General features: G+C 67.0%; 20 protein-coding genes. 11 read left to right on the plus strand and 9 right to left on the minus strand.

What is annotated here, in order from left to right; translation table 11 throughout:
• Positions 1-180: 180 nt before the first annotated feature.
• The 3 genes from A3OM_RS0107530 to A3OM_RS0107540 all read right to left on the minus strand — a co-directional run bounded on the left by A3OM_RS0107530 (position 181) and on the right by A3OM_RS0107540 (position 3,799).
• A complete protein-coding gene (locus tag A3OM_RS0107530; RefSeq protein WP_018043126.1) occupies positions 181-2,082 on the minus strand; it encodes a PAS domain S-box protein in 1,902 nt (633 codons plus the stop codon).
• 265 nt (positions 2,083-2,347) lie between these two features.
• Positions 2,348-3,151, minus strand: a complete 804-nt coding sequence (locus A3OM_RS0107535) for a Crp/Fnr family transcriptional regulator (protein WP_018043127.1) — start codon at positions 3,149-3,151, stop codon at positions 2,348-2,350.
• A 399-nt stretch (positions 3,152-3,550) separates the two neighbouring features.
• Positions 3,551-3,799 carry a hypothetical protein gene (locus A3OM_RS0107540; RefSeq protein WP_026175816.1) on the minus strand — a complete coding sequence of 83 codons (249 nt, stop codon included), beginning with the start codon at positions 3,797-3,799 and terminating at the stop codon, positions 3,551-3,553.
• Between the two features lie 238 nt (positions 3,800-4,037).
• On the opposite strand from A3OM_RS0107540, the gene A3OM_RS0107545 reads away from it, so the two are divergent.
• Positions 4,038-4,244, plus strand: coding sequence for a hypothetical protein (locus A3OM_RS0107545; protein WP_018043129.1), 207 nt, complete (start codon positions 4,038-4,040; stop codon positions 4,242-4,244).
• A 10-nt stretch (positions 4,245-4,254) separates the two neighbouring features.
• Here A3OM_RS0107545 and A3OM_RS0107550 read toward each other — a convergent pair whose 3' ends face one another.
• Positions 4,255-5,322 carry a hypothetical protein gene (locus A3OM_RS0107550; protein WP_018043130.1) on the minus strand — a complete coding sequence of 356 codons (1,068 nt, stop codon included), beginning with the start codon at positions 5,320-5,322 and terminating at the stop codon, positions 4,255-4,257.
• A 43-nt stretch (positions 5,323-5,365) separates the two neighbouring features.
• The gene (locus A3OM_RS0107555; protein ID WP_018043131.1) at positions 5,366-8,383 is read right to left on the minus strand and encodes a transglycosylase domain-containing protein; all 3,018 of its coding nucleotides are present in this window, start codon (positions 8,381-8,383) and stop codon (positions 5,366-5,368) included.
• 206 nt (positions 8,384-8,589) lie between these two features.
• Here A3OM_RS0107555 and A3OM_RS0107560 point away from each other — a divergent pair, with 206 nt between their 5' ends.
• Complete coding sequence (locus A3OM_RS0107560) at positions 8,590-10,257, plus strand: alpha-amylase family protein (RefSeq protein WP_018043132.1); 1,668 nt, start codon at positions 8,590-8,592, stop codon at positions 10,255-10,257.
• An 89-nt stretch (positions 10,258-10,346) separates the two neighbouring features.
• On the opposite strand, the gene A3OM_RS0107565 is transcribed toward A3OM_RS0107560, so the two are convergent.
• Positions 10,347-10,607, minus strand: a complete 261-nt coding sequence (locus A3OM_RS0107565; RefSeq protein ID WP_018043133.1) for a DUF3892 domain-containing protein — start codon at positions 10,605-10,607, stop codon at positions 10,347-10,349.
• Between the two features lie 105 nt (positions 10,608-10,712).
• Complete coding sequence (locus A3OM_RS0107570) at positions 10,713-12,347, minus strand: AarF/UbiB family protein (protein ID WP_018043134.1); 1,635 nt, start codon at positions 12,345-12,347, stop codon at positions 10,713-10,715.
• 298 nt (positions 12,348-12,645) lie between these two features.
• On the opposite strand from A3OM_RS0107570, the gene A3OM_RS0107575 reads away from it, so the two are divergent.
• From A3OM_RS0107575 to A3OM_RS0107600, 6 genes are all read left to right on the plus strand, one after another.
• Complete coding sequence (locus A3OM_RS0107575; RefSeq protein ID WP_018043135.1) at positions 12,646-13,290, plus strand: MBL fold metallo-hydrolase; 645 nt, start codon at positions 12,646-12,648, stop codon at positions 13,288-13,290.
• 162 nt (positions 13,291-13,452) lie between these two features.
• Positions 13,453-13,701, plus strand: coding sequence for a hypothetical protein (locus A3OM_RS0107580; protein WP_018043136.1), 249 nt, complete (start codon positions 13,453-13,455; stop codon positions 13,699-13,701).
• Positions 13,702-13,939: 238 nt separating this feature from the next.
• Positions 13,940-16,393, plus strand: a complete 2,454-nt coding sequence (gyrB, locus tag A3OM_RS0107585) for a DNA topoisomerase (ATP-hydrolyzing) subunit B (protein WP_026175818.1) — start codon at positions 13,940-13,942, stop codon at positions 16,391-16,393.
• 24 nt (positions 16,394-16,417) lie between these two features.
• Positions 16,418-16,738: a hypothetical protein gene (locus tag A3OM_RS0107590; protein WP_043764525.1), complete on the plus strand. Its 321-nt coding sequence runs from the start codon at positions 16,418-16,420 to the stop codon at positions 16,736-16,738.
• 486 nt (positions 16,739-17,224) lie between these two features.
• Positions 17,225-18,157 carry a hypothetical protein gene (locus tag A3OM_RS23635; RefSeq protein WP_198290814.1) on the plus strand — a complete coding sequence of 311 codons (933 nt, stop codon included), beginning with the start codon at positions 17,225-17,227 and terminating at the stop codon, positions 18,155-18,157.
• Between the two features lie 193 nt (positions 18,158-18,350).
• Entirely contained in the window at positions 18,351-19,184 is an 834-nt protein-coding gene (locus A3OM_RS0107600) for a 3-keto-5-aminohexanoate cleavage protein (protein ID WP_026175819.1), read from the plus strand.
• A 68-nt stretch (positions 19,185-19,252) separates the two neighbouring features.
• On the opposite strand, the gene A3OM_RS0107605 is transcribed toward A3OM_RS0107600, so the two are convergent.
• Both A3OM_RS0107605 and A3OM_RS0107610 read right to left on the minus strand, forming a co-directional pair.
• Positions 19,253-20,509, minus strand: a complete 1,257-nt coding sequence (locus A3OM_RS0107605) for a hemolysin family protein (protein WP_051074380.1) — start codon at positions 20,507-20,509, stop codon at positions 19,253-19,255.
• A gap of 369 nt (positions 20,510-20,878) precedes the next feature.
• Entirely contained in the window at positions 20,879-21,076 is a 198-nt protein-coding gene (locus tag A3OM_RS0107610; RefSeq protein ID WP_018043142.1) for a hypothetical protein, read from the minus strand.
• Between the two features lie 354 nt (positions 21,077-21,430).
• Between A3OM_RS0107610 and A3OM_RS0107615 the strand changes: the two genes are divergently transcribed.
• The 3 genes from A3OM_RS0107615 (at position 21,431) to A3OM_RS0107625 (ending at position 25,312) form a co-directional block, all read left to right on the plus strand.
• Positions 21,431-21,640 carry a hypothetical protein gene (locus A3OM_RS0107615; protein ID WP_018043143.1) on the plus strand — a complete coding sequence of 70 codons (210 nt, stop codon included), beginning with the start codon at positions 21,431-21,433 and terminating at the stop codon, positions 21,638-21,640.
• Positions 21,641-21,934: 294 nt separating this feature from the next.
• Positions 21,935-22,576, plus strand: coding sequence for a DUF2147 domain-containing protein (locus tag A3OM_RS0107620; protein WP_018043144.1), 642 nt, complete (start codon positions 21,935-21,937; stop codon positions 22,574-22,576).
• A gap of 666 nt (positions 22,577-23,242) precedes the next feature.
• Positions 23,243-25,312, plus strand: a complete 2,070-nt coding sequence (locus tag A3OM_RS0107625) for a hypothetical protein (protein ID WP_157196455.1) — start codon at positions 23,243-23,245, stop codon at positions 25,310-25,312.
• Positions 25,313-25,341: the final 29 nt, after the last annotated feature.

The raw sequence follows: 25,341 nt of genomic DNA on the forward strand, positions 1-25,341 counted from the left end.
CCACCGGTCGCCATGTCGGGCGCACGGGCCGGGCGGGCAAGACGCACGCCACGCATATCCGTCACCCAGCTAGAACAAAAAGCGTACAGCTACAATATCGGCGTCGGATTTTGCCCCCGGCCGGAACCCGGCGAAGCTTTCACGATTGAAACGGCCACGCGAGCGGGACGCTTTCCGCCGCTAGAAATTTCCCTGGAAACCCGACAGAGGCGCCATGACCCGGCACACCAGGCCGTCCGGTTCGTAGGCGAGGGAGACCTCGCCGCCCACCGCGCCGGCGAGGCCGCGCTCGATGAGGCGCGAGCCGAAGCCCTTCCGGGTCGGGGGCTGCACGGGCGGGCCGCCGCGCTCGGACCAGGTGAGGTGGATCGTGTCGTCCTCGTCCGCCGCGACCACGCTCCACGTCACGGTGACGCGGCCGTCAGGCCGGGAGAGGGCGCCGTACTTGGCGGCATTGGTGGCGAGTTCGTGCATCATCAGGGCGAGGGACAACGCCGCCTTCGAGCCGATGACGATGTCGGGACCCGACAGGTGGAACCGGCCGGGCTGCTGGTCGTCGTGCAGCGACAGGGCGCTCGTCAGCACCGCCTCCATCTCCGCGCTCTCCCGCTGTCCGGTCAGCAGGATGTCGTGGGCCTTGCCCAGGGCGATCAGGCGCGCGGCGAGCGCATGCTTGGCGGCCTCGATGTCGGTGACGTTGCGCAGGCTCTGCGAGGCGATCGCCTGAACCATCGCCAGGGTGTTCTTCATGCGATGGCTGAGTTCGCGGTTGAGGATGCGCTGCTGCTCGTCCGCCTCGATCCGGGTCAGCCCGCTCCAGGCCCGCTCCGCCACGTCACGGACGAAATCGATCTCGTTCTGGGTCCAGGCGCGCGGCGACGCCTCCGTCGCGTAGAGCACGCCGACGAGGCGGCCGCGCCGGAGCAGGGGGACGGAGATCACCGCCCGGACGCCCTGGGCGATGTAGAGGGCCGCATCCGTGTCGAGATCGGAGGCGGAGGCGAGGTCGGGCACCGCGAGCACCTCTCCGCGCCGCAGGCTGGCGATGCTGGCGGGATACTCGTCCAGCGGCAGGGTCTGGCTCGGAAAGACCTGTCCGTCGGACGACCACGAATGCGCCACCGTCACCAGTCCGGCCGGCAGGTCGACCATGCCGTAGCCGGCCCGCGTCGTGGCCAGGGTCCGGCCCAGGATCTCCGCCGTCATCGCCACGACTTCGGCGTTCGAGCGCAGCTCGCGCAGGCGGTCGCCCAGGCTGAGGAGCGCGTCACGGCGTGCATCCGCGCGTTTCTCCTCGGTGATGTCCTCGATCATCGCCATGGCGTGGACTTCGTCGCCGAGGGTCTGCGAGACCAGGTTGACCCGCGCCCAGATCAGCCGCCCGTCCCGCCGGCGATAGCGCTTCTCGAAGCGGTCCTGCAGGGTCTCGCCGGTGGCCAGGCGCCGGTGCAGGGCCTCGCGCTCGCCCGCATCCTCCGCGGGCGTCCATTGGGCGAGGGAGCACCCGACGATCTCGGATTCCGGCGCGCCCCAGATCTCGCAGAGCTTGGCGTTGACCCGGAGCGCCAGGACGCTGCGGGGATCGAACTGGACGATCCCGATATTCGCGCCCTCGAACACCGCGCGGAACTGTGCCTCCAACTGGGTTCGCACGGTGATGTCGAGCATCGCACCGACCATCCGCAGCGGGATGCCCGAAGCGTCACGCACGAGATACGCGCGATCCAGCACGTCCGCGTAGCCACCGCCGCCCTTCAGGAAGCGGTATTGATGGCTCCACAGGTCCGAGCGCCCTTCGAAGACGGCGTTCAGGCCGGCGGAGACCGCGCCCCTGTCGTCGGGATGGATGTTGCCGAGCCACCAGGCGGAGCCCGGGCCGACATGGCCGGGAGGCCAGCCATAGGACGTCTCGAGCGCCTCGTTCCACACGATGGCGTCGTGCTCCAGATCCCAGTCCCAGACGACGTCGTTGGTCGCCTTGGCCACCAGCCGGTAGCGCTCGTCGATGGAGTTCCGCTCACGGCACGGCTTGTCGCCGTCGGCATTCGCACCGACGCCGTCCCGCCTGTCGCCGACGGCCATAGCCGGCGCCGGCGATGAAGGATCGCGACGGCTCCCCCGGAGGGGTGACGGGACTTTCGCAATGGTCATCGTATTCGCGTCAGACTCGGTCGGTCGCCGTCCCATCAGATGCCGTCAGATCTTGCGGCGAACAAGTCTCGCCGTCAGATTTCGCAAGTTGCCCCCACGCTTTCCGTCACGGATATGAGATTGGAGACTGAGCCCGGCAAGTCTCCACCGGAGCGGCACGCCTCGTCCACTCCCGCGGCGCTCGACCATCCCGGAATCAGACGGCTTCGGCCGCACGGGCGGAATCGTCCTGGCGCGGCTGTGTCGGAGGATCGACGGAGAGCATCCGCCCCTCCGCATCGTAGACGGCCCCCAGCACGGTCTCGAAATGGCTCACCACGGCGCCGTGGCACTCGCAGGCCGCCTCCTGTATCCTGGCGCGGTCGAGGATGGTGATGCGGCCGCGCCCGACCTCGATCAGCCCCTGGATCTGCAGGGTCCGCAGGATCCGGGTGAGATAGGTCCGCTGGACGCCCAGCATGTTGGCCAGGAGTTCATGGGTGACGGGCAGCGTTTCCGTGCCGATCCTGTCCTGCAGCGTCAGCAGCCAGCGCAGGCAGCGCTCCTCGATCGGGTGGAGGGCGTTGCAGGCCACGGATTGCAGCACCTGTCCCAGCAGGCAGTCCGCGTAGCGGGTGAAGAGGTTGCGCAGGGTGGTCGAGCGGAGCTTGGCGTCCTGCAGCTTGGCGGCATCGAGCCTCAGGACCGGCCCGCCGATCTGCACCAGGGCCGTGCTGAAGGCCGGGAGGCTGCCGTGGCTGACGACGCCGCCCACGGCGCCCTCCCGCCCGATCGTGGCGGTTTCCGCGCTCCGCCCGTCACGCATGGAGACGATCAGGTTGATGACCGTCTGCTCGCAGGGAAACGAGATGAACGAGACCTTGGCTCCGACGGTGAACAGGGTCTCGCCACGCCGAACGTCGGCACGCTCGAAATGAGGCGCGAGCAGTCCCCGATCCTCCGGGGACAGAGCCTTCAGCAGGAGATTGCCTTCGAAGAAGGACTCAGTCGTCGAGAGCATGGGACACGCGGTGTTCACCTTCTGTCTCGCGCCATAGCGTATCATCAATGGAGCGTCTGTCCACAAGTGGACGAAGGCGAAGAGAAATATACCGTCCCGGCGGAATTCGGCGCGCGCTACGGCATTCCTACATCTGCATTTGCAGGCAGAGCGCGTCCCTCTCCCCCTTGTGGGGAGAGGTCAGGAGTGGGGGTGGCTCCGCTTGCCTCCGCACCCGAGGGTCACCCAACCACCCCCACCTTCAACTCTTCCCCGAAAGCTCGACGGATCTCGGGCAGGCCCGAGATCCGCTGGGGAGGAGGGCAGGGAGGCGCATCCCGCGAACGATGTGAATGCCGTAGCCCCGCCCGTCAGGTCGAGGAGGCACCCGAGCGCGTCACGCTCCGAAGCGGTTTCGGCTCAGCCCTGGCCGGCCTCGTCGCCTTCGCCGATGCAGTCGAGCGCGCGCTCCACGGCACTGACGGCCTCGCGCAGGTTGCGGACGGTGAGCTCCATCTCCCTGCGGGGACGGCCCATGGCTGCGGCACGATGGGTGACGCCCTGAAGCAGCTCCAGGGCGGCGAACAGATCGTCTGCGACCGCAACCACGTCGCTGATCTGTGGCGCCGGAACGGCGCGGGGGCGGGAGAAGGGGACTACGTTGCTCATGTCGGACAATGTGTCGCCCAAGGTGGGCCGGAGCACCAGATCCAGGGGCGGCGATTCCGCAGGATTGCGCCTCCGATGCCCGAATGTCGTCAAGCGTAGTGAGCGTTTTCGTGGCGCGGGAACATCACTCTGCCAGTAAGCCGTGACGTTTCGTTATCCTTGTGCTTGACGCGGCGACCTCCCCGGCACCACGACAGGGGCGATCGATCCAGCAGGATCAGTACCCCAGGAACCTCCGATGCGTCCCACCGCCTTCCTCGTCGCCGCCGGCCTGTTCTGTGCCCTCGGGGCCTGCAACAGCGCCGACCGCAGCGGCTTCTCGGACAGCTTCAGCACCGAGAATTACCGCCGCTCCAACGACACCAACGGCACCCAGACCCGCCGCGACGTGAACCGCGCCTACACCGCCCCGTCGATGCCCTCCATCGTCAGCCGCGGCAACTGAGACTTCTCCTTCAGTTCTTCGCCAGGGCGTCCGCGAAGGCGATCATGCGGTTGCGGGCGTAGGTGGGCAGGCCGGCACTGATCGACGTGCCGGTGTTGAAGGACGAATTGCCCATGAGCACCTGCGCCGGAAGCAGGTTCTTCAGCACCGGCACGCGGGCGTATTCCTGCTTGCGGTCGAGGACATCGGCCTTGATCGCCAGCGCCATGTAGGTCGTCACCACCGTCTTGCCGGGATCGTTCGGCATTGGCTGGAACACGGCGAGGAACTTGCCGAAGCGCAGGATCTGGTTGACCCAGAAGATCGTCTGTTCGAGGCCGCCGGCCACCGGCGTGTCGACCCGCGTGAGCGCCGCGAGCGAGGCCGCCTCGGCCGCCGGTAGGGTCCGCAACTCGCTCTGGAACGAGACGAACTCGGCCACCTTCTTCGAGGCGCCGTCCTCCAGCTTGTTGGCGAGCTTCACGCCCAGCGGCAGCTTGCCCTCGAGGTCGTAGCGGGATTCGATGCAGGCGGCGGCCCCCTCGCACCAGGCCCGGTCCGGGCGGCGGGCGAAGGCGGCGGCCGGATCCTTGGTGGGCGTCACCTCGGCGGGGCTCAGGGTCTTGTGCTTGATGACGGGGTCCATCTTGGACACGAAGCCGAGATTGGCGAAGGCCGACAGATCGATGGACTCCGCGGGCTTTCCCACCACGAATCGCCCCTGCGCCACATAGACCTTCAGGGTCTCGTGCCGCTGCTTCGAGACGCCGTTGAGCGTCACGCTGTAATCGGGCTCGGCATAGGCGGGGTAGGGCGCCAGGGCCGCCTGCTCGGCCGGGCGCAGCTTTCGCCATTCGAGATAGGGCGTCAGGCCGCTCTCGGGGTTGGCCGGATTGTCCCGGTGGTCGGTGAACAGGATCGTGCCGGGCTTGAGGGCGGAAAGGCCCGACGGCTCGATGGCGGGAACCTCCTTGATCCGGTCGGCGGGAACCTGAACCTTCGTTCCCTCCTGCGCGGAGGCGGGGACGCCGAGCGCCAGCACGGGCAGGAAAGCGATCATCTGGGCAAGCACACGTGTCGCCGGAAGCTGCGTCTTCACGTCGGGGCCTCGGTTTGCTGATGAGAGGAGGGGATCCGCGCCTTCAGTAGCGCGGGTCGTCGCCGAACAGGTAGTCGGGATCGCGGCGCCGGGCGCGGGGCGGCTCGTCCTCGCCGAAGGGCGAGCGCTGGGTGCCCGGCCATGACGGGCTCCGCGACCCTTCGTAGCCCTCGCCCTGAGCACGGCGGCCGCGCGGCTGGGCCGGCCGCTCGCCGAAGGGGTCGAAGAGATCCGGCTCGGGCTCGCGCCGCGTGGTGAGGTTGCCGTACAGGTCGCCCACCACGTCGGCGCCATCGTCGAGGCCGCTGGTGTCGCCGTCCTCGGAATCCGGCCGCATGGCGGTCTGCACCTCGCGCGGCAGCAACTGGTACTGCGTATCGGCCACGCGGCCGTCGCTCAGCCGGAAATGCTCGATGAAGCCGCCGCCGGAGACGCGCGCGCCGCTGCGAGGGTCGATGGGCAGGTCGGCGAGCAGGCGTTTCGCCTCCGGGGAGGGCGGGGCGAGGGGGGTGCGCGCCACGCCGTTGGCCCAGGCGGCCTGGAGGATCGTGCCGGCGATCGGCACGGCGAGATGCCCCCCGGTCTGGCCGCGTCCCAGGGTCCGGCGGGTGCCGTCGGCATTGTCGTAGCCGACCCAGACCACGATGGTGATCTCGTTGGAGAAGCCGGCGAACCAGGCGTCGTTCTCGTTCTCGGACGTGCCGGTCTTGCCGGCGATGGAACCCGAGAAGCGGGCGAGGGCCGCCGCCGTGCCGTGGTTGGTGACGCCCTGCAGCATGGTCTTCAGCTGGTAGAACGCCACCCTGTCGGCCGAGCCGATACGGACGGGCTCCTTCGGCTCGCGTTTGTAGAGAACCTTGCCGTCGCGTTCGACCGCTTCCAGGGCGTAGGGAGCCGGACGCGCGCCCTCGTTGGCCACGGCGGCATAGAAGGCGGCGAGATCGACCATGCGGACCGGCTGCGAGCCGAGGACGAAGGGATAGTAGCGCTCGCATTCGGCGTAAAGCTGCGCTTCGAGCGCGAGGTCGCAGATGCGGGTGAGGCTCGCCGGCGCGGTGTCGGCGATGCCGCCCTGGAGCAGGCGCGCGGTGACGAGGTTCTTCGAGAATTCGAGCCCGCGCCGGAGGGTCGTCGCACCCGACCCGCCGCCATCGTAGTTCTTTGGGCTCCATGACTGGCCGACGCCGCCGATGGGCGGCAGGGTGACGCTGGCGTCCATCACCAGGGTATTGGGCTGGAGGCCGGCATTCAGGGCGGCGAGATAGGTCAGCGGCTTCAGGGTCGAACCGGGCTGGCGCACGGTCTGCGTCACCCGGTTGAGCTGGCTCAGCGGGTAGGAGAAGCCCCCGTCCATGGCGAGGATGCGCCCGGTGCGGTTCTCCAGCACCAGGGCCGCGCCCTGGACGGAGGGGCGCACGCGCAGATCCGCGCGGAGAGCCTTGGCCTTCGGGTCGCGCAGCTTCACCCGCACCACGTCGTAGGTCTGCAAACGGCCCTTGGCGATGCCGGGATCGAGGTTGACGATGCGCCCGTCGGCGAGCCCCGCCTTCACCGGTCCGCGCCCGGATTCGAGCACCACGGCGAGCGGCCAATGCACGTCGTAGAGCACAGGCCGCGCACTCTCCAGGGCTCGCTGCCAGTCGGGTTTCTGCGGCACCGGCTTCGGCCCGGCGACCGCCACCGCAGGCTTGTCCGCGGCCGATCTGGGCTTCGCCTCGCCGCCGACGACGAGCGGGACCGACTGGACCGATCCTTCCACGGCGGGCGTCGCCCCGCCGAGCTTGGCGATGCTGTCGGCGAGGTTGAATTCCGGCCCCTCGTAGCGCTGGCGCCCGGTGGCGCGCTCGTAAGTGGCGAGCCCGTCCTGCAGGGCGGATTCCACGGCGGTCTGGAGGCCGGCATTGATGGTGGAGCGGACCACGTGGGAGGCGGAGGTGAGCGAGTCGATGCCCGCGAAGGTGCGCGCCTCGCGGGTGAGGTGATCGACGAAGTAGAACCCCGAATCCCGCCGCGTGGTCTCGATCGGCTTCAGCCCGAGGGGCGCGTTGGCGGCCTCGGTCAGCTGCGCCTCGGTGATGACGCCCTCGTCCTTCATCCGCGCCAGCACATAGGCGCGGCGCTCCTTGGCGCGGTCGGGATACTTGTCCGGATTGTAGAAGTTCGGCCCCTTCGGCATGCCGCCGAGCAGCGCCGCCTCCGGCACCGTGAGCTGGCCCACGGATTTGCCGAAGTAGCTGCGCGCGGCCATCTCGATCCCGTAGGAGCCGCGGCCGAGATAGATGCCGTTGAGGTAGAGTTCGAGGATCTGTGGTTTGCCGAGGATCCGCTCCAGGCGCGAGGCCACGATCATCTCGCGGATCTTGCGCTCGTAGGTGACGTCGTCGCCCACCGACAGGTTCTTGACCACCTGCTGGGTGATGGTGGAGCCGCCGGCCGGCCGGCCCGGCGAGGCGAGGTTGCCGATGAAGGCCCGGATGACGCCACGCTCGTCGATGCCCTTGTGGGTCTCGAAGCGCTTGTCCTCGGCCGCCACGAACGCCTTTTGCACCATCACCGGCACGTCGGAGATCGGCACGCTGAGGCGGCGCCCGTTGGCCTCGAACGCCTCGGCGTAGCGCTTGCCCGCCCCGTCGAGGATCAGGCTGGCGCCCGGCAGCTTGCGGTCCTTGAGGTCCTGGGCCGAGGGCAGATCGGACACGGCCTTGTTGTAGAAGGCGATGACCTCGGCCGCGTCGAAGGGCGAGTTCGCCGGGTTCTCGCCCTTGCAGAACTGGCGGTAGCTCGTGTTGAGCTCGCCGATATCGAGCCCGTGCAGGAGCTTGGGCGCGGAGGCACCGGCGATGGCCGAGGGGTCCTCCATGGCGGTGGAGATCAGCTCGTCGAGGTTGATGTCCTCGATGTCGAAGGCTTTCCGCATATGGGCGCAGCCGTCGCGCAGGATCTGCACCACCTGGGCCTTGTCGGCCACCGGATCGAACTGCGTCTTCACGGCATCCGGCCGCGTCGTCACCTGACTGAGCGTCAGCGCCGTCGCGAACAGCTTGATCAGGATGATGTTCATCGAGGGAAGGGCACCGAAATCCAGGACGCGTCACAGGGCACGGACGACAGGATCGGCAGCCGCAACGCACACGGCCCGAGATGGGATGCACAAGGCGGCTGATTTAAGGAGACCGGCGCGGGACCGGCCTCCCGCAACGCTTCCGTCCCCGGCGACGTTGCAGGCGGATGCGCCGGCCGGCGCGGCCCTCGGGAGATCTGCGTCGCATGATCAAGGACCTTTGGTACAAGAACGCGGTCGTCTACTGCCTGTCCGTCCGGACCTTCCTCGACGGCAATGGCGACGGCATCGGTGACTTCGTCGGACTGGAGCGCCGGCTCGATTACCTGCAGGGCATGGGCATCACGGCGATCTGGCTGATGCCTTTCCAGCCTTCGCCGAAGCGCGACGGCGGCTACGACATCACCGATTACTATGGCGTCGACCCGGATTACGGCTCGCTCGGCGATTTCGTCGCCTTCACCCATGCGGCCAAGCAGAGGGGCCTGCGCGTCCTCATCGATCTGGTGGTCAACCACACCTCGGACCAGCATCCCTGGTTCCAGTCGGCACGATCGGACCCGGATTCCCCCTACCGCGACTGGTACGTCTGGTCGAAATCCAAGCCGCCGCATGCGGACGAGGGCATGGTGTTCCCCGGCGTACAGACCACGACCTGGACTCGCGACGCCAAGGCGGGAGCCTATTACTTCCACCGTTTCATGCCGTTCCAGCCCGATCTCAACACGGCCCATCCGGCGGTGCGGGCCGAAATCCAGAAGATCATGGGGTTCTGGATCCAGCTCGGCGTCTCGGGCTTCCGCATGGATGCGGTGCCCTTCGTCATCGCCAAGAAGGGGCCCGAAGTCACGGGCGAGCCCGAAGAGCAATTCGACCTGCTCCGGGATTTTCGCGAGTTCCTGCAATGGCGCCAGGGCGACGCCATCATTCTCGGCGAGGCCAACATCCTGCCGAAGAAGGATCTCGACTATTTCGGCGACGATGCCGACCGGCTCCACATGCTGTTCAATTTCCAGGTCAACCAGGCGCTCTTCTACGGGTTGGCTTCCGGCGACGGGCGCCCGCTCGCCAAGGCCATGCGCAAGACCTGGAATCGACCGGATTCGGCGCAATGGGCGGTGTTCCTGCGCAATCACGACGAACTCGATCTCGGACGCCTCACCGAGAGCCAACGCCAGGCGGTCTTCGCCGCGTTCGGGCCGGAGAAGGGGATGCAACTCTACGACCGCGGAATCCGGCGCCGTCTCGCCCCGATGCTGGGCGGCGACCAGCAGCGCATCGAGCTCGCCTATTCCCTGATGTTCACCCTGCCGGGCACGCCGGTGCTGCGCTACGGCGACGAGATCGGCATGGGCGACGACCTCTCGCTCAAGGAGCGCGAATGCACCCGCACGCCGATGCAGTGGAATGCGGAGGCGCAAGGAGGCTTCACCAAGAGCGAAACCCCGACCCTGCCGGTGATCGGGAGCGGCGCCTACGGCTTCGACCACGTGAACGTGGCGAGCCAGCGCCATGACCGCGGCTCGCTGCTCAACTGGATGGAGAGCGTCATCCGCACCCGCAAGGAGGTGCCGGAGATCGGCTGGGGCGATTTCGTGGTGATCGAGACGGCCTCGCCCGCGATCCTGGCGATCCGTTACGACTGGGAGGGCAACTCGGTGCTCTGCGTCCACAACCTCTCGGGAACGCCGATGGAGGTGTCCCTGTCACCGGAGGTGGAGGGACCGGAGGGCCGTGTCCTGGTCGATCTCCTCACTGGCCGTCGCAGCGAGGCGGATGACGATGGCCGGCACTGCCTGATGATGGAGCGCTACGGCTACCACTGGTTCCGGCTCGGCGGCCTCGACGCGCCGCTGAAGCGACGGGTGGGGTGAAGAGCTGTCTCGGGCCGAGAGCGCGGCGGACACCATCGATCCTGCCTGCCGCGCTCGGCGAGAATGCCCTATAGAAGGCTGAGCTCGGATCAGCAATCCGGAAGATCGTCCAGGTTGTTTCGGGTGGTCTGATCGCGATCCGTGCGCAGGTATTTCCCGTTCGATCCCTGTACGACCCGTATCTCGGTCCGCCCGCTCGTCCAGGGGACGTGATAGGTATGAATCCCTCGTTCGATGTCGTTGATGGCATCCTGCTTCGAACGAGGCGACCAGAAATCGCCATCATTGCAAAGGGAGGTGATATCTCCATGAGAATTCTTTCCCGTCTTTCTGACCGCACGATCAGCCATGATGCATGAATCCTTTCCGTTTGCCGCTCTCATCAGACGGCAAACTTGAGGTAGTTACACCACGCTAATTTTCAACCTAAGGGAAACTTACGCCGGGGCCCGCCCCTACTTGTTCCGCCCCAGCAGCACGAGCCAGCCGATTCCGATCACGCAGACCATCGCGCCCACCGTCACGAAGGCCGGGGTGCCGAGGTCCATGAAGCGGGGAGCGAGCTGCGTCGCGAAGGCGGCGACGATGAGCGCCACGGCGATGCGGGCGGCGGCGCGCTCGATGCCGCGGGTGAGCTTCTCGATGCCCTTCAGCTCGATCTCGACGGTGACGCGGCCCTGCTTCAGGCGCACCAGCATGAGATGGATCAGGGTCGGCAGTTCGGAGGCCGCGCCGAACAACCCGGCGCCCACCGCCTCGACCTTGCGCGTGATGCCCTTGATCGAGAATTGCGAGGCGAGCTTGCTCTTCACCGTGGGGCCGGCGGCGGTGAAGAGGTCGAATTTCGGGTCGAGATGGCGCATCACCCCGTCCGCCGTCACCAGCCCCTTGAACAGGATGGCGAGGTCGGTGGGCATGGCGAGGTCGTTCTCGCGGGCCATGGTCATGAAGTCGGTGAGCAGGTCGCCGAAGTTCAGCACCGAGCCGGCATGGCGGTTGATGAAGGCCTGCGACGAGGATTCGAGCTTGGTGAGGTCGGGATTGCTCGATCCGGTCCAGTCCAGCAGCACGGCCATCAGCCCGTCGGAATCCTCCTTCAGCATCGCGCCGATGAGCATCAGGAGCTGGGTGCGGCGGCGCTCGGAGAGGCGGCCGATGATGCCGAAATCGATGAAGCCGATGCGGTCGCCGGGCATCACCAGCATGTTGCCGGGATGCGGGTCGGCGTGGAACACGCCCTCGATCAGCGCCATGTTGAGGAAGGCGTCGGTGCCTTTCTGGGCGACCTTGACCTTGTCGACCCCGGCCGCGTCCAGGCGGGCATGGTCGTTGGGCGGGATGCCGTGGATGAATTCCTGGACGAGGACGCGCTCGGAGGTGAACTCCCAGTGGATCTTCGGGATGACGATGTCGTCCCGGTCGGCGAAGATCGCCGCGATGGTCTCGCAGTTGCGCGCCTCGTTGATGAGGTCGAGCTCGCCGTAGAGGCCGCTGGCGAGATGGCGCATCTGCTCGTGGGGCTGGTAGCGCCCGAATTCCGGCCATTCCTGAACCACGATCCGGGTCGCATGCGCCAGGAGGCGCAGATCCGCCTCGATGATCTTGCGCAGGCCCGGACGAAGGACCTTCACCACCACCTCCTCGCCGGACATCAGCCGCGCCCGGTAGACCTGGGCGATGGAGGCCGCGGCCAGGGGAACGGTGTCGAACTCGGCGAAGATCTCCGAGGGCGGCGCGCCGAGATCGGCCTCCAGCTGCGGCCGGATCTTGTCCCAGGCGATGGGCCGGACCTGGCTGTGGAGCTTCTCCAGCTCCTCGGTCCATTCCGGCGTCAGCAGGTCCGGCCGGCTCGCCAGGATCTGCCCGAGCTTGATGAAGGTCGGCCCCAGGGCCTCGATCGCCCGGCGCACGCGCTGCGGCTGGGACAGGCGCGCCACGTCCACCTGCGGCCGGCGGCGCTTGGCGAACCGCGCCAGATGGCCGAGGCCGAGGCGCTCCACCACCTTGGTGACGCCGTAGCCGATCAGGACGGCGGCGATCTCGCTCAGGCGTTGCCTGTCGCGAGCGGCGACGAAGGCGGTTTTCAGCATGTGCTCAAGGGACTGCCCCGGCTGGCGTGAGGATGGCCGTGTCGTCGTCTCAGGCCGGCGGGCCTGTCCTGGACGGTGCCGGTGTCCAGATAGGCCACGTCTAGGAAGCCGGCGAGGCCGAATTTTGGCGGCGCAGCGGCAATCGTCGGCACGCGGCACAGCGGACGGCTCGACGAGCCAGGACCCGCGACGCGTCAGAAGCCCGAGGGAGCGGAAGCGTTGGCGTGCCGGCGCGAACCCGCTTAGACAGGCGGCTCCCGCGCGATCCTCGCGCCCAATCGACGGAGAGACGGTCCCGATGGCAGGTACGCCCCGCGCCGGCATCATCCCGGTGACGCCCTTCCAGCAGAACTGCACCCTGATCTGGTCCGACGAGACCAAGATCGGCGCCGTCGTCGATCCCGGCGGCGACCTCGACCGGATCGAGGCCGCGATCCGCGACCAGGGCATCACCATCGAGAAGATCCTGCTCACCCATGGCCATATCGACCATGCCGGCGGCGCGGACGAACTGCGCGAACGGCTCGGCGTCCCCATCGAGGGCCCGCACGAGGCCGACCGCTACCTCCTCGACAGCCTTCCCGAGACGGGCGCGAATTACGGCATCGACGGGGCTCGCGCGGTGACGCCCGACCGCTGGCTCGCCGAGGGCGACGCGGTGAGCGTGGGCGATCTCGCCTTCGACATCCTGCATGCGCCCGGCCACTCGCCCGGCAGCGTGGTCTTCGTCAGCCGCGACGCGCGCTTCGCCCTGGTGGGCGACGTGGTGTTCAAGGGCTCGGTGGGCCGCACCGACCTGCCCGGCGGCAACCACGACCAGCTCATCCGCGCCATCAAGGAGAAGGTCCTGCCGCTGGGCGACGATATCGCCTTCATCCCAGGCCACGGCCCGACGAGCACGCTGGGCGAAGAGCGGATGACGAACCCGTTCCTGCAGGAGTGAGGCCGAAGACCGGTCGGTGATGTCGTCGTCCTCCGGCACCGTCACCATTTTGCGGGTGTGGGACGGCGGGAGGCTGTCGGCTCTTGCCACTTGCCGCGGCGCCACCTCATATCTCAGCGGCGGATGACCTCGGATCGTCTGCTCGTTCGAGGACCATGATCGATGTCGGAGACGGTGCCGTTTGATCTCGAGGAGCAGCGCGCCCGAATCGAGCGGGCTCAGGAAGAGACCCGCAAATTCGTCGCCGAGCAGCACAAACTGATCGCCGAGCAGAGCAAACTGGCCGCTGAAGCATCGAAGCTGGCGCGCGATCGGATGCTCGCACCCTGGCAGATCGCTTTGTCGGGGATGGCTGCCGGCGCCGCGTTCTTCGGCGCGGGTGCGGCTTTCATCAAGGTGCTCGGGCCATGAGGTGAATTGGGCTCGTTCGGGCTCCGAAGCAGCCTGCCTGTCTCGCCTCCTGCCCGACGCGCGGGCACCTTCCGCCGCCCCATCGGATCGGGGCGTCACAGCTATGCTCATGCGGTGCATTTTCAAGACGCACCGCTTATATATAGCCCACTGAACGAATCGCAGGCGTACCCGGGGACCGAGCCGGGGCACGAAAATCAAGCAAAGACCCGCCTGCCTGGGGAACTTGATGTCCGACATGACCGACGACGACACCTCCCGCAACCTGGCGGCCACGGCCTATGGCGCGGAATCGATCCGCGTGCTCAAGGGCCTGGATGCCGTGCGCAAGCGGCCCGGCATGTATATCGGCGACACCGACGACGGGTCGGGCCTGCATCACATGGTCTACGAGGTGGTGGACAACGCCATCGACGAGGCGCTGGCGGGCCATGCCGACGTCGTCACCTGTACCCTCAACGCCGACGGCTCGGTGACGGTGTCCGATAACGGCCGCGGCATCCCCACCGACATCCACAAGGAGGAGGGGGTCTCGGCCGCCGAGGTCATCATGACCCAGCTCCATGCAGGCGGTAAGTTCGACCAGAATTCCTACAAGGTCTCCGGCGGCCTGCACGGCGTCGGCGTCTCCGTCGTCAACGCCCTGTCGCAATGGCTCCGCCTGCGCATCTGGCGCAACGGCAAGGAGCACGCGATGGAGTTCCGCCACGGCGATGCGGTCTCGCCACTGGTCGTCGTGGGCGACGGCAACGGACGGCGCGGCACGGAAGTGTCGTTCCTGCCCTCCACCGACACGTTCACGATGATCGAGTTCGACTACGCCACGCTGGAGAAGCGCCTGCGCGAACTCGCCTTCCTCAATTCCGGCGTGCGCATCGTCCTCACCGACGCGCGCCATGCCGAGCACAAGCGCGAGGAGCTGTTCTACGAGGGCGGGATCGAGGCCTTCGTGCGCTATCTCGACCGCTCGCGCAAACCGATCGAGGGTATGACGAAGCCGGTCTTCGTGCGGGCCGAGCGCGACAACATCCGCGTCGAGGTCGCCCTGTGGTGGAACGACTCCTTCAACGAGACCGTGCTGCCCTTCACCAACAACATCCCGCAGCGTGACGGCGGCACCCACATGGCGGGCTTCCGCGCCGCCATGACCCGGCAGATCACCGGCTATGCCGAATCCACCGGCATCACCAAGCGCGAGAAGATCACCCTCACCGGCGAGGATTGCCGCGAGGGCCTCACCGCCGTGATCTCGGTGCAGGTGCCCGACCCGAAATTCTCGTCGCAGACCAAGGACAAGCTGGTCTCGTCGGAAGTCCGCCCGGCCGTGGAGAACGTCCTCAACGAGGGCCTCTCCAACTGGCTCGAGGAGAACCCGGCCCAGGCCAAATCCGTGATGGGCAAGGTCATCCTCGCGGCCTCCGCCCGCGAGGCGGCGCGCAAGGCCCGCGAGACCGTGACCCGCAAGGGCGTGCTCGACATCGCCTCCCTGCCCGGCAAGCTCGCCGATTGCCAGGAGCGCGACCCGTCGAAATGCGAGATCCTCCTAGTGGAGGGCGATTCCGCCGGCGGCTCGGCCAAGCAGGGCCGCGACCGCCACTTCCAGGCGGTTCTCCCCCTGCGCGGCAAGATCCTGAACGTCGAGCGCGTGCGGGCGGACCGGATGCTGTCCTCGGCCGAGATCGGCACGCTGATCACGGCGCTCGGCGCCGGCATCGGCCGCTCCTCCACCGACCGCGAGGGCTTCAACCCGGACAAGCTGCGCTATCACCGCATCATCATCATGACCGATGCGGACGTGGACGGCTCCCACATCCGCACCCTGCTGCTGACCTTCTTCTTCCGGCAGATGCCGGAGCTGATCGAGCGCGGCTACGTCTACATCGCCCAGCCGCCGCTCTATAAGGCCGCCAAGGGCAAGACCGCGATCTACCTCAAGGACGAGCGGGCGCTGGAGGATTACCTCATCGATGCCGGCGTCGACGGGGCCGTGCTGCGCCTCGCCTCCGGCGCCGAGTTCGGCGGGCCGCAATTGAAGGTCCTTGTGGAGGAGGCGCGCCAGTTCCGCGGCCTGATGCAGGCGCTGCACACCCGCTACGACCGCGCCACGGTGGAACAGGCGATGATCGCCGGGGCCTTCCGCACCAACGTGGACGAGAACCCCGACGAGGCGACGAAGCGCGCCGCCGAGATCGCCCGGCGCATGGACGTCATCGCCGACGACATCGAGCAGGGCTGGGAAGGCTCCGTCAGCGAAGGCGGCTACGTTCTCAGCCGGACCCTGCGCGGGGTGCGCCAGGTGGTGACCTTGGATGCCTCGCTCATCGCCTCGCAGGAGGCGCGCCGCCTGTCCGACCGGGCCGAGGCCCTGCGCGAGATCTACGGCGAGCCGGTGACCTATGCCCGCAAGGGCGAGGAGACCGTCCTGCACGGCCCCGTCGGCCTGTTCGAGGCGGTGATGGCCTTCGGCCGCAAGGGTCTCCAGCTCCAGCGCTACAAGGGGCTCGGCGAGATGAACCCGCAGCAGCTCTGGGAGACGACCCTCGACAGCGAGGTCCGCTCGCTCCTCCAGGTTCGGATCAAGGACACCCAGGATGCCGACGACCTGTTCGTGAAGCTGATGGGCGACGTGGTGGAGCCGCGCCGCGAGTTCATCCAGGAAAACGCCCTCAGCGTCGCCAATCTCGACGTCTGAATGAATGCGGCCGGGAGGGTCGACATGAGCAACATCATCCGTCCGACCTTCGGTCAGCCGCGTCGACCCGAGCCCGTCAGTGACGACGACCGGGTCGAGGTGACGACGCAGCGCGTCTACGGGGAGGCCGGCGATCACCGGGTCTGCCTCGTGCGCGACGACGACGCGCCCGGTGGCGAGGTCTACAAGGTCGTCGTCGGGCGTCTCTCCGGACAGGAAGTCAGCACCGTGGCGATCCTGCCGGCCACGGCCGAGGGCGAGGTGGATGCCGAGATGGTCGCCCTCGCGATCCTCCGCACGCTGAGCCTGATCGACGAGGACGACGACACTCCGGGCATCGCCTGACGCCCCGTTACGACGATCGCGTCACGAATGTTCTCGTGCCCCTCCCTGAGCGGCCGCAGCGGTCATTGGCAGCAAGTCCGGGCTGTTCTCCGAACCAAGGGGCGGCGAACCCAAACCCGGCTGACCTTCGCCGTATGACGGCGGTGCCGCTTCAAGTTCCGTGTCCGGTAGACGCAACGATGACAGGTACAAAGAAGAGTTTCAGCGAGACCGAACGTACTCTTATATAAATAAGGCCCGATCCCGCTCCTAGACGCGCCATGAAGACAATTATCGTTGTCGATTATCCTATGAAACGACCCGAAGAACATTTAGCAAATATATCAGAATATATTTTTTACATTAGATTACTACAAAAATTAGCTTCTGTCATATTCCAATATATCACCCTAAAGATAAGCTGATATATTATGTTTTTGTTATAATTTATCGAAGATGACAGCTCAGGCGGATGAATGCCGGCGCCCTTCTGAGAAAGTCACGACGATGGCAACGATTCAAGTAACGAGCGGCGCAGATTTTGACGTTTTGACGAATGTCACCCTGGTCTCGGGCAATGTAGTCCCTTCGGGAACGGCCGCCGTTCTGATCGGTCCACTCAATGTCTTGACTGGCATCGAAAGCGATGGCGACCACATGACGCTCCGTTTTGACAGCGTCGTCGGATCGCCCGGATCACCCATCCCTTTTCCGTCCGACTTCGGTCCTTCGAGCGGCGGCTATAACTTCGATTTGAGCGATTTCGACGGCGCGACGCAGCTGACCGGCGGCGATTTCGGCGATGTCCTCACCACCGGTGCCGGCAACGACACCCTGAGGGGCGGCGGAGGCTCCGATACACTGATTGGCAATGACGGGGACGACCGGTTCGTCATCACCAGCACGCCCACCAAGGTCGAAGGCGGCCTCGGCAAGGACCTCCTCTTCATCGGTTCCGACAGCGGCGCCGAACTGAACGATGACAACTTCAGTGGCATCGAAGCGATCCAGGTGCGGAGCGGATCCTCGCTCAACATGTCCGGTGTCTCGAGCGGCATGACGATAAAATCGGCAAGCACGGTCGATAACAGCGCGACGATCATCGGCACGAGCGGCGCCGACCGCATCGTCGCCGGAAAGGGGAGCGACACCATCCTTGGGGGCGCCGGAAACGACAAGCTCTTTGCCGGTGACGGCTCCAATCTGTTTGTTTTCCCGGAAGGGAACGGCCGGGACAACATCTACAAGTTCGACATCCTCGAAGATCGCTTCGCTTTTGGCAGCGATGTCTCAGCGTTCACGGACTTGAAGATCGGGCGCACGAGCGGCGGGGACGCTGTCATCACGGTCATCGGTGACACCGATCCGTCGAACAAGATCATCGTCCACGACGTCCTCCCGACCTCGCTGACGGCGGACCACTTCATGTTCGGCGGTTGAGGCGGAGCCGGATCGCGGGCTCGGATCGAGGCGCCGGGCGGTTGTGACGAACCGCCTTTCCGCGCGAAAAGGCATTCATCGCCCGGAATACGGATGCGTGTCTCGTCGGGTTCGCGAGGATCCGGCGGACAGCCTCCTACTCTGCGACGAGGCCGAAACCGCGGTCTTCGACCTGCCGCCGGAGGACAGAGCCATGAATCGCAACCCCGTCGTCGTCGCCGTGGCGATCACCGGCTCGGTACCGCGCAAGAAAGACAACCCGGCCGTGCCGGTGACTGTCGCCGAGCAGATCGAGTCCACGCATCGGGCCTTCGAGGCCGGCGCGACGCTCGCCCATATCCACGTCCGCAACGACGACGAGAGCCCGTCCTCCGATCCGGACAAGTTCGCCGCCGTGCAGGAGGGCCTGCGCAGGCACTGCCCCGGGATGATCGTGCAGTTCTCCACCGGAGGACGCGGGCGCGACCCGGCCGGGCGCGGCCTGTCGCTGAAGCATCGGCCCGACATGGCATCGCTGTCCACCGGCTCGGTGAACTTCCCCACCATCGTCTACGAGAACCCCGCGAGCCTCGTGACCGCTCTCGCCAGCCAGATGCAGGAATACGGCGTCCGGCCGGAGATCGAGATCTTCGACCTCTCGCACCTGCACGGCGCCAAGCGCCTGGTGGAGGCGGGCTTCATGGACGCGCGCCCGCATGTGCAGTTCGTCATGGGCGTGCAGAACGCCATGCCGGCGGACGAGCGCCTGCTCGACATCCTGCTCGGCGAGATGCGGCGCATCCTGCCCGAGGCGACCTGGACGGCGGCCGGCATCGGCCGCAATCAGGCGGTCGTGATGGAATGGGCCCTGGCTCGCGGGGCCGACGCGGTGCGCACCGGCCTGGAGGACAACATCCGCATCACGAAGGACCGCCTGGCGGCCAGCAACGCCGAACTCGTCGGCCGCGCCGTGGACACGGTGATCCGTCATGGCAGGCGGGTCGCCAGCCCGGCCGAGGCTCGCACCGCCCTCGGGCTGGCGACCTGACGGATGAGCGGCCCGGCTTTTCATCCGGCTGGATGAAGCCGGGGGTCACGTCGGAGGCCGTCGCGTGGTCAGTGCCTCCGGCTGGCGAGCACCTTGTCGATGCGACGCCCGTCCATGTCGACCACCTCGAAGCGCCATCCTCCCGCATCGAAGGCATCGCCGACGCCGGGGATCCGTCCGAGCTGGAAGATGACGTAGCCGGCCAGGGTGGTGAAGTCGTCGCTGTCGGGCGCCTCGGAGAAGGCGAGACGTTCGAAGGCCTGCCGGGCCGGCATCATGCCGTCGATGAGGAGCGATCCGTCTGCGCGTTCGACGACGTCGGGCTCTTCGCCCACCTCCGGGATATCGCCCGCAATCGCTTCCAGGAGGTCCGTCTGCGTGACGATGCCCTCCAACGTCCCGTATTCGTCCACCACCACGGCCATGCGCATGGGCTGGCTCTGGAAGGTCTCGAGGACGGCCAGGATGGTCATGCTCTCGTGCACGACGATGGGCGGCTGCGTGGCCACGGCGAGGTCGATCTCCTTGCCGTCGAGGACCTGGTCGAGCAGGTCCTGCTTGCGCACGATGCCGACGAGTTCGTCGACCTCTCCGCGACTGATGACCACCTGAGCGTGGTCGCATTCGCGGATCGCCTTGAGAACCACCTCTCGCGGGTCGTCGAGATCGACCCAGAACACCTCGTGGCGTGGGGTCATGATGTCCCGCACCTTTCGCTCCCCAATGGCGAAGATGCGCTCGACGGCCTCCTGCTGAACCTCCCGGATGAGGCCCGCTTCCTGGCTCGCCTGGATCAGCAGGTTGAGCTCGGCCGTCGAATGAAGGGAGCCCTCGCCATGCCCCGGCTGAAGTCCGCAGAGGCGCAGCACCCCGTTGCCGAGGGCGTTGAGGAAGAGGATCGCAGGGCGGAAGACGAGGAGGAACAGGCTGAGGGGGCGGACGACCGCCAGTGCCGTGCGCTCGCTGCGCTGGAGGGCGAGGCTCTTCGGGGCGAGCTCGCCGAGCACGATGTGCAGGGACGTGATGATGGAAAACGCGACGACGACCGCGACGGTGTGCGAGGCGACCGAGCTGAGCCCGATCGGCAGCCATGTCAGCGCAGGCTCGACGAGGTGAGCGAGGGCGGGTTCGCCGACCCAGCCCAACGCAAGGGACGACAACGTGATGCCGAACTGCGTTGCGGCGAGATGGGCATCGAGCCGGTCGGTCGCCCGCTGCAGGGCACTCGCATGCGCGCGACGTTCGGTGACGAGTTCCGCGACCCGCGAGCGGCGCACGGAGACGAGGGCAAATTCAGCGGCAACGAAGAACCCGTTCGCGAACACCAGCACCAGGACCGCCACCAGCCCCAGCACGGTCGACCATGCATCTTCGGAAATCGCCGTGACCCTTTTCGAATGAACGGCTTCACTTACCAGCCAAGGGGCGATCGATCCAAATGGCCGGGGAGGCGGATGCCCAGATTCACGCCCACAGGATCGATGGCCCGACACCATAGCCGGCACTCAAATCGAACGACTCGCTATGTCGTAATGCTCAGTCTTTCCCGACAAATCGCGGCTGATTGTCGGTCGCGCAACGATGCGTGCATGACGCCGCTCGATATCTGTGTTCGACGGATCGATCGGGCCTGCGCCTCCACGCAATCGACGGCTATCGATGACGTTGCGAAAGCTTGGGATACCCTCGCGTCCTCAGCTCCAGTCGACATCGAGATCCATGGCGCGTTCGAAGGCGGCCGCTTTCATTTCGCGGCCTTTCGGATCGGCCACGCAGATATCCTTGAAGCCCCGGCCTGCCAGCTCCCAGGTCTTCTCCAGAGCCTGATCAGCGGTGCCGCACGCGAAAACCAGCGCGCGTCCGGCGTGATCGTTTGCCTTAACTTTGTACAAGATCGGTCTCCGAGACGTTCGCTGCCCGTTATACGCCAGCGAGCGGCATCGGGCGAGAGAGCCGGACGACGTTCGAGGGTCCACGGGCCGGCACGAACCGGCCGGGCCGGAGCCGCTTTGGCCTGAACGGTCTGTCGGTCCACGCATGTCTCGTTTGACGAGAGCCGTTGGTCGACATCCCCAAACGCGAGTGCTCACGACACGCCTCGTGGTCCATCACCCACGCGCCGAGCCGCCGGATCGAGCCGCATGACGCCCTTGACCCCAGTCTGGAGTTATTCTAATTAAGAACCACGCGGATGGCGGGGCTCGGCAGGCCTCCTGCCCCCTGGACCGGATCATTGGGAGAGACACATGGCACACATCACCAGCGCGGCCTGCGAGAGCTGCCGCTTCTTCGACGATCACAAGATCAATGGCGGTCAGTCGGCCGGCGACGAAGGTCTCTGCCGCTATAACCCGCCGGTGAGCCAGCCCGAGCCGAAGTCGCCGGGCCTGTGGCCGGTGGTGGCGTCCAAGGATTGGTGCGGTCACTTCACCTCCGACATGACGGCGGCCGAGTAAGCCAACCTTCCTCGTCGGTGGCGGGATCGGGGCCGGTGCGTGAGCACCGGCCCTTTTTCATGCGGCATCGTCTTCGCCGAGACACACCGAACCTCACGAAGAATTCTCTCGCGGCTTGCGCGAAATCCGTTAGGACGCCGTGAGCCGGTCATGATCCGGTCACGTTCGCATCCGAAGCCGGGGCCTTCAGACGAGGGGCGGCTCCCGCCACCGCGCGCTCGACCACGCGCCCCGGACGGGCGGACGGCATGGGCGCGGACAGCGGCGTTTCGGGGCGGGTTAAGGATGTTCTTGATGACGTATCGACCCATTTCGGCCGTGGCCGGGCGCCTCCTGGCGCCGGTGGCCGGTCTTGCGCTCAGCGCGATGTCCGGCCTCGCCATGGCTGCTCCCAACGATCCGAGCGGAACCTGGCTCACCGAGGACGGGCGGGCTCGCGTCCGTCTCGAGAAATGCGGCCCGAAGAACGATCACCTGTGCGGCTACGTCGTCTGGCTGAAGGTGCCGCTGAACGACAAGGGCCAGCCCCGGATCGACTTCAAGAACCCCGACCCGAAGAAGCAGTCCCGCCCCTCGCTCGGCCACCAACTCGTCATGGGCATCAAGCCCAATGCCGAGAACCATTACGAGGGCAAGATCTACAACGCCGAGGACGGGTCGTTCTACGACGTGACGATCTGGAGCGAGAAGCCCGGCGAACTCACCGTGCGCGGATGCATGCTGCGCTTCATGTGCATGTCGCAGGCCTGGACCAAGGTCACCGATACGGCGCCGGGACAGATCACCGGCCCCACCAACGGCCCGGGCGGTCCCCGCTCCGATCCGGAATGGGCGCCGAAGGCCGCGCCGGCCGCCACGGGGACCGGCGCGCCTGCCGCGCCCTCCACGAAACCGGCCGCGCCGGCACCGAAGCCCGCGGCCAAGCCCGCCGAGTAGGGTACCGGACCGCCCCTTTCGATCCGGGGCGGAGTTCGTCGGACCTGCCGGCGACCGCTTCGATCCCATCCCGCCTGGCCGGATCGTGCCGAGGCGGGGCGGACGCCCGACGGTGCGGGAGATCGCGCGGTGGGCGTCCGAGGGTCGGATGCGCGACGACTTCTTCCCAGGTATGGAGCCGCGGCCCAGCGGCACCGTTGCCGCGATGCGGGCCGTCCGGCGCCTCCCACCGGACCGGACGCGCGGTCCTCGACGACGACGCCAGCCACAGGTCCGCGACGATGCGCGCGTGGCGGGCGCGTCCCGTCCACCGAACCGTCCCATTCCCATTCGACCTCGGCCATCCGGTTCGACATCGCCGAGGGCGTCTTCTCCGCGCCCGGTTCGACCGCTTCCACCGTCTGACCGTCCGCCACGACCGCCCGCCGAACCGGAGATCATCCGGATCGGACGGCTCCGTCAGCCGGTTCGAACGCCTCACGTCCGCGCCCCGTCCAGTCGGGAACGACCGTACCGAGCCGGCTCATTCCGGTCGGCCGCTGTCGCAGACGGACAAACGTTGAGTGCGCCGCAGGCTCGACATAAACTCTGCTTGTCAAAGGCACCGTTCGACCCCTGAAAATGGGGGAATGGATGCACGATCATTGCGGAGACCCAGGTCGATCCATGACATTTAGCCTGAAAGCCCTCGTCGTCCTCGCAATGTCCGCAACGGTATCGGGGGAAGCCAAAGCATTCGATGCCGACTTCTTCAAGGGGAGCCACGTTTGCGGCGGCGTGTCGACGCTGGACGATTGGGAATTCAGACCCGAAGGCTCGGCTTTCGACGTCTTCTTTCGCAAGACGAACGCGTCTTCTTTCCAAAAGCTGGAATTGCTCGCTCAGGACACGGAGGGTGGTCTCATCCTGGTGGACAGACGCGGCCGACCTTGGGTGGCGGTGCGATTCGGGCAGAACGGCGACAGCCTCCAGGGGCGGTGGCTCACCGGCCAGGGCAAGCCGCAGGCCGATTGCGAGCCGTTCACGCTCGCTCGGAGCGAGAGCGTGAAGGCCCGCATCGATCGCCTCTTCGGCCTGCTCGGCGAGGCCCACCCCTCCGTCGACACGGCGCGGGCCGTCGCCGGGGAGCAGCAGACGCTTCCCCCCTTCGACCTTTTGCCGGACCTCGACCAGCAAGCCTATCGTCAACGCTACGCCGAGGCTGCGCCGACCTTCTGGAGGCGCTTCTACGACGCCGAGCGCAAGCGGCTCGCGGAGCTTCCCGTCGATCCGCCGGCCGCCCAAGCTCAGGTCGTCGCAGAGATGCGCGCGGCGACCAGCCCCGCTCTGGCGCCCGATGGGTCGCTCGACCGCAACGGGGCAGCCCGCCAGGCTGCCCTGGAGTTCCTGCGCATCGTCGCCGACCGCCTCGCGGCGAGCGGGCAACCGCTCGAGGCCCTGCCGGGGGATACCGTGTGCGAGCGAATCGCGACGTTCGGCTATCTCGACATCGAGCGGCTCGAATGGGCGGTGGGTCTGCCGGTCGAATACTGGGACCGTGCCTTCACGGAGAACCTCCTCCAGAAGGCCCAGTCCTGCAAGGACGGCAGGACCGTCGTCCGGCTGCTGTCCCAATCCTATCCCGACATCGAGAAGCGCCGGAAGGCCGCCCTCTGGCTGCGCGAGGAGCGGGAGCGCATGCTCGCCCTTCCCCTGACCCTGACGTCGTTCCGTGAGACGAACGGGTTGCAGCTCGGCGGGGACGAGCTTCGCCGAAACGGCGTGACGCGGATGGCCCATGACCGCTTCCTCGGAGTCCCGCTCGAACCCCGTCGCACCGAGATGGAACAGGCCGCCGCTCGGGAGCTTCAGGAGGTGTTCGGCGGCGACAGCCTCAAGAGCCTCCCCCTCAACGAGGCTCGCTCGCAATGCGACCGGCTCGTCGGCACGCAATGGGGCAACGAGGCCCTGTCGCGCCTCTACAAGACCTGCACCGGAATCGCGGAAGACTACGTGGCGAAAAGCGTCCGGCAGGTCTTCCAGGAGCAGGCCGGGCGGATCGAGGCCGCACCGAAGACGTTCGCAGGGCTGGAGGCCAACAACTGGTTCCTGATGGGCACAAGCGATGTGCGCGGGATCTATCCGCCGACGGCCCTCGTGACGGAGTTCAACGGCAAGGTCGCCGACGCCCGGGCCGAGGCCGTCCGCATTGCGACGGGCGAAGTCGACAAGGCCTTCGCGGCCGCCGATCCTTCGTCGGACGCCCCAGCGTCGGGCATCCTGCAATGCGGGCGCGGCATGATTCCGTCGCATGAGAGTCTGAGGCCGCTCGTTCAGGCCTGCCAGGAGGGAAGCCGCGCCTTGGCCGCCCGGCGCGACGAGCTCCGGTGTCAGGAAGCCCTCAAGGCGTCCGGCGGCGGCTCCGGCCTGCTGGAGGCCGCGCTCAGGCCGAAGGCCGCAGCGGGCAACAGCTTCCGGGTCCGTCAGCTCGTCTGCGAGGCGGCGAGGCAGAAGGTCACGGTCACCTTCCCCACCTCCGGCATGCTGTGGTGGTCCAAGCAATATGTCGAGGCACGGCTTCCGACCGAGCGAGGCCGCGATCAGGTGCGCTCCCTTCGCTGGCTCATCGAGCCGGTGGCCGATGCGAAGGGGGAGTGGGCGATCTCCAGGCTCGAATCCAAGACGGGGGAGGTGGCGCTGCCCTTCCCCGAAGACAGCCTGCTGCCCTGCCTCGCGCGGCAAAGCCTCTGCCGCTGACGTCTCCGCGCGACCTCGACACCGGGGTG

It is taken from the genome of Methylobacterium sp. 88A, from assembly GCF_000376345.1.
GTDB classification, from domain to species: Bacteria; Pseudomonadota; Alphaproteobacteria; order Rhizobiales; family Beijerinckiaceae; genus Methylobacterium; species Methylobacterium bullatum.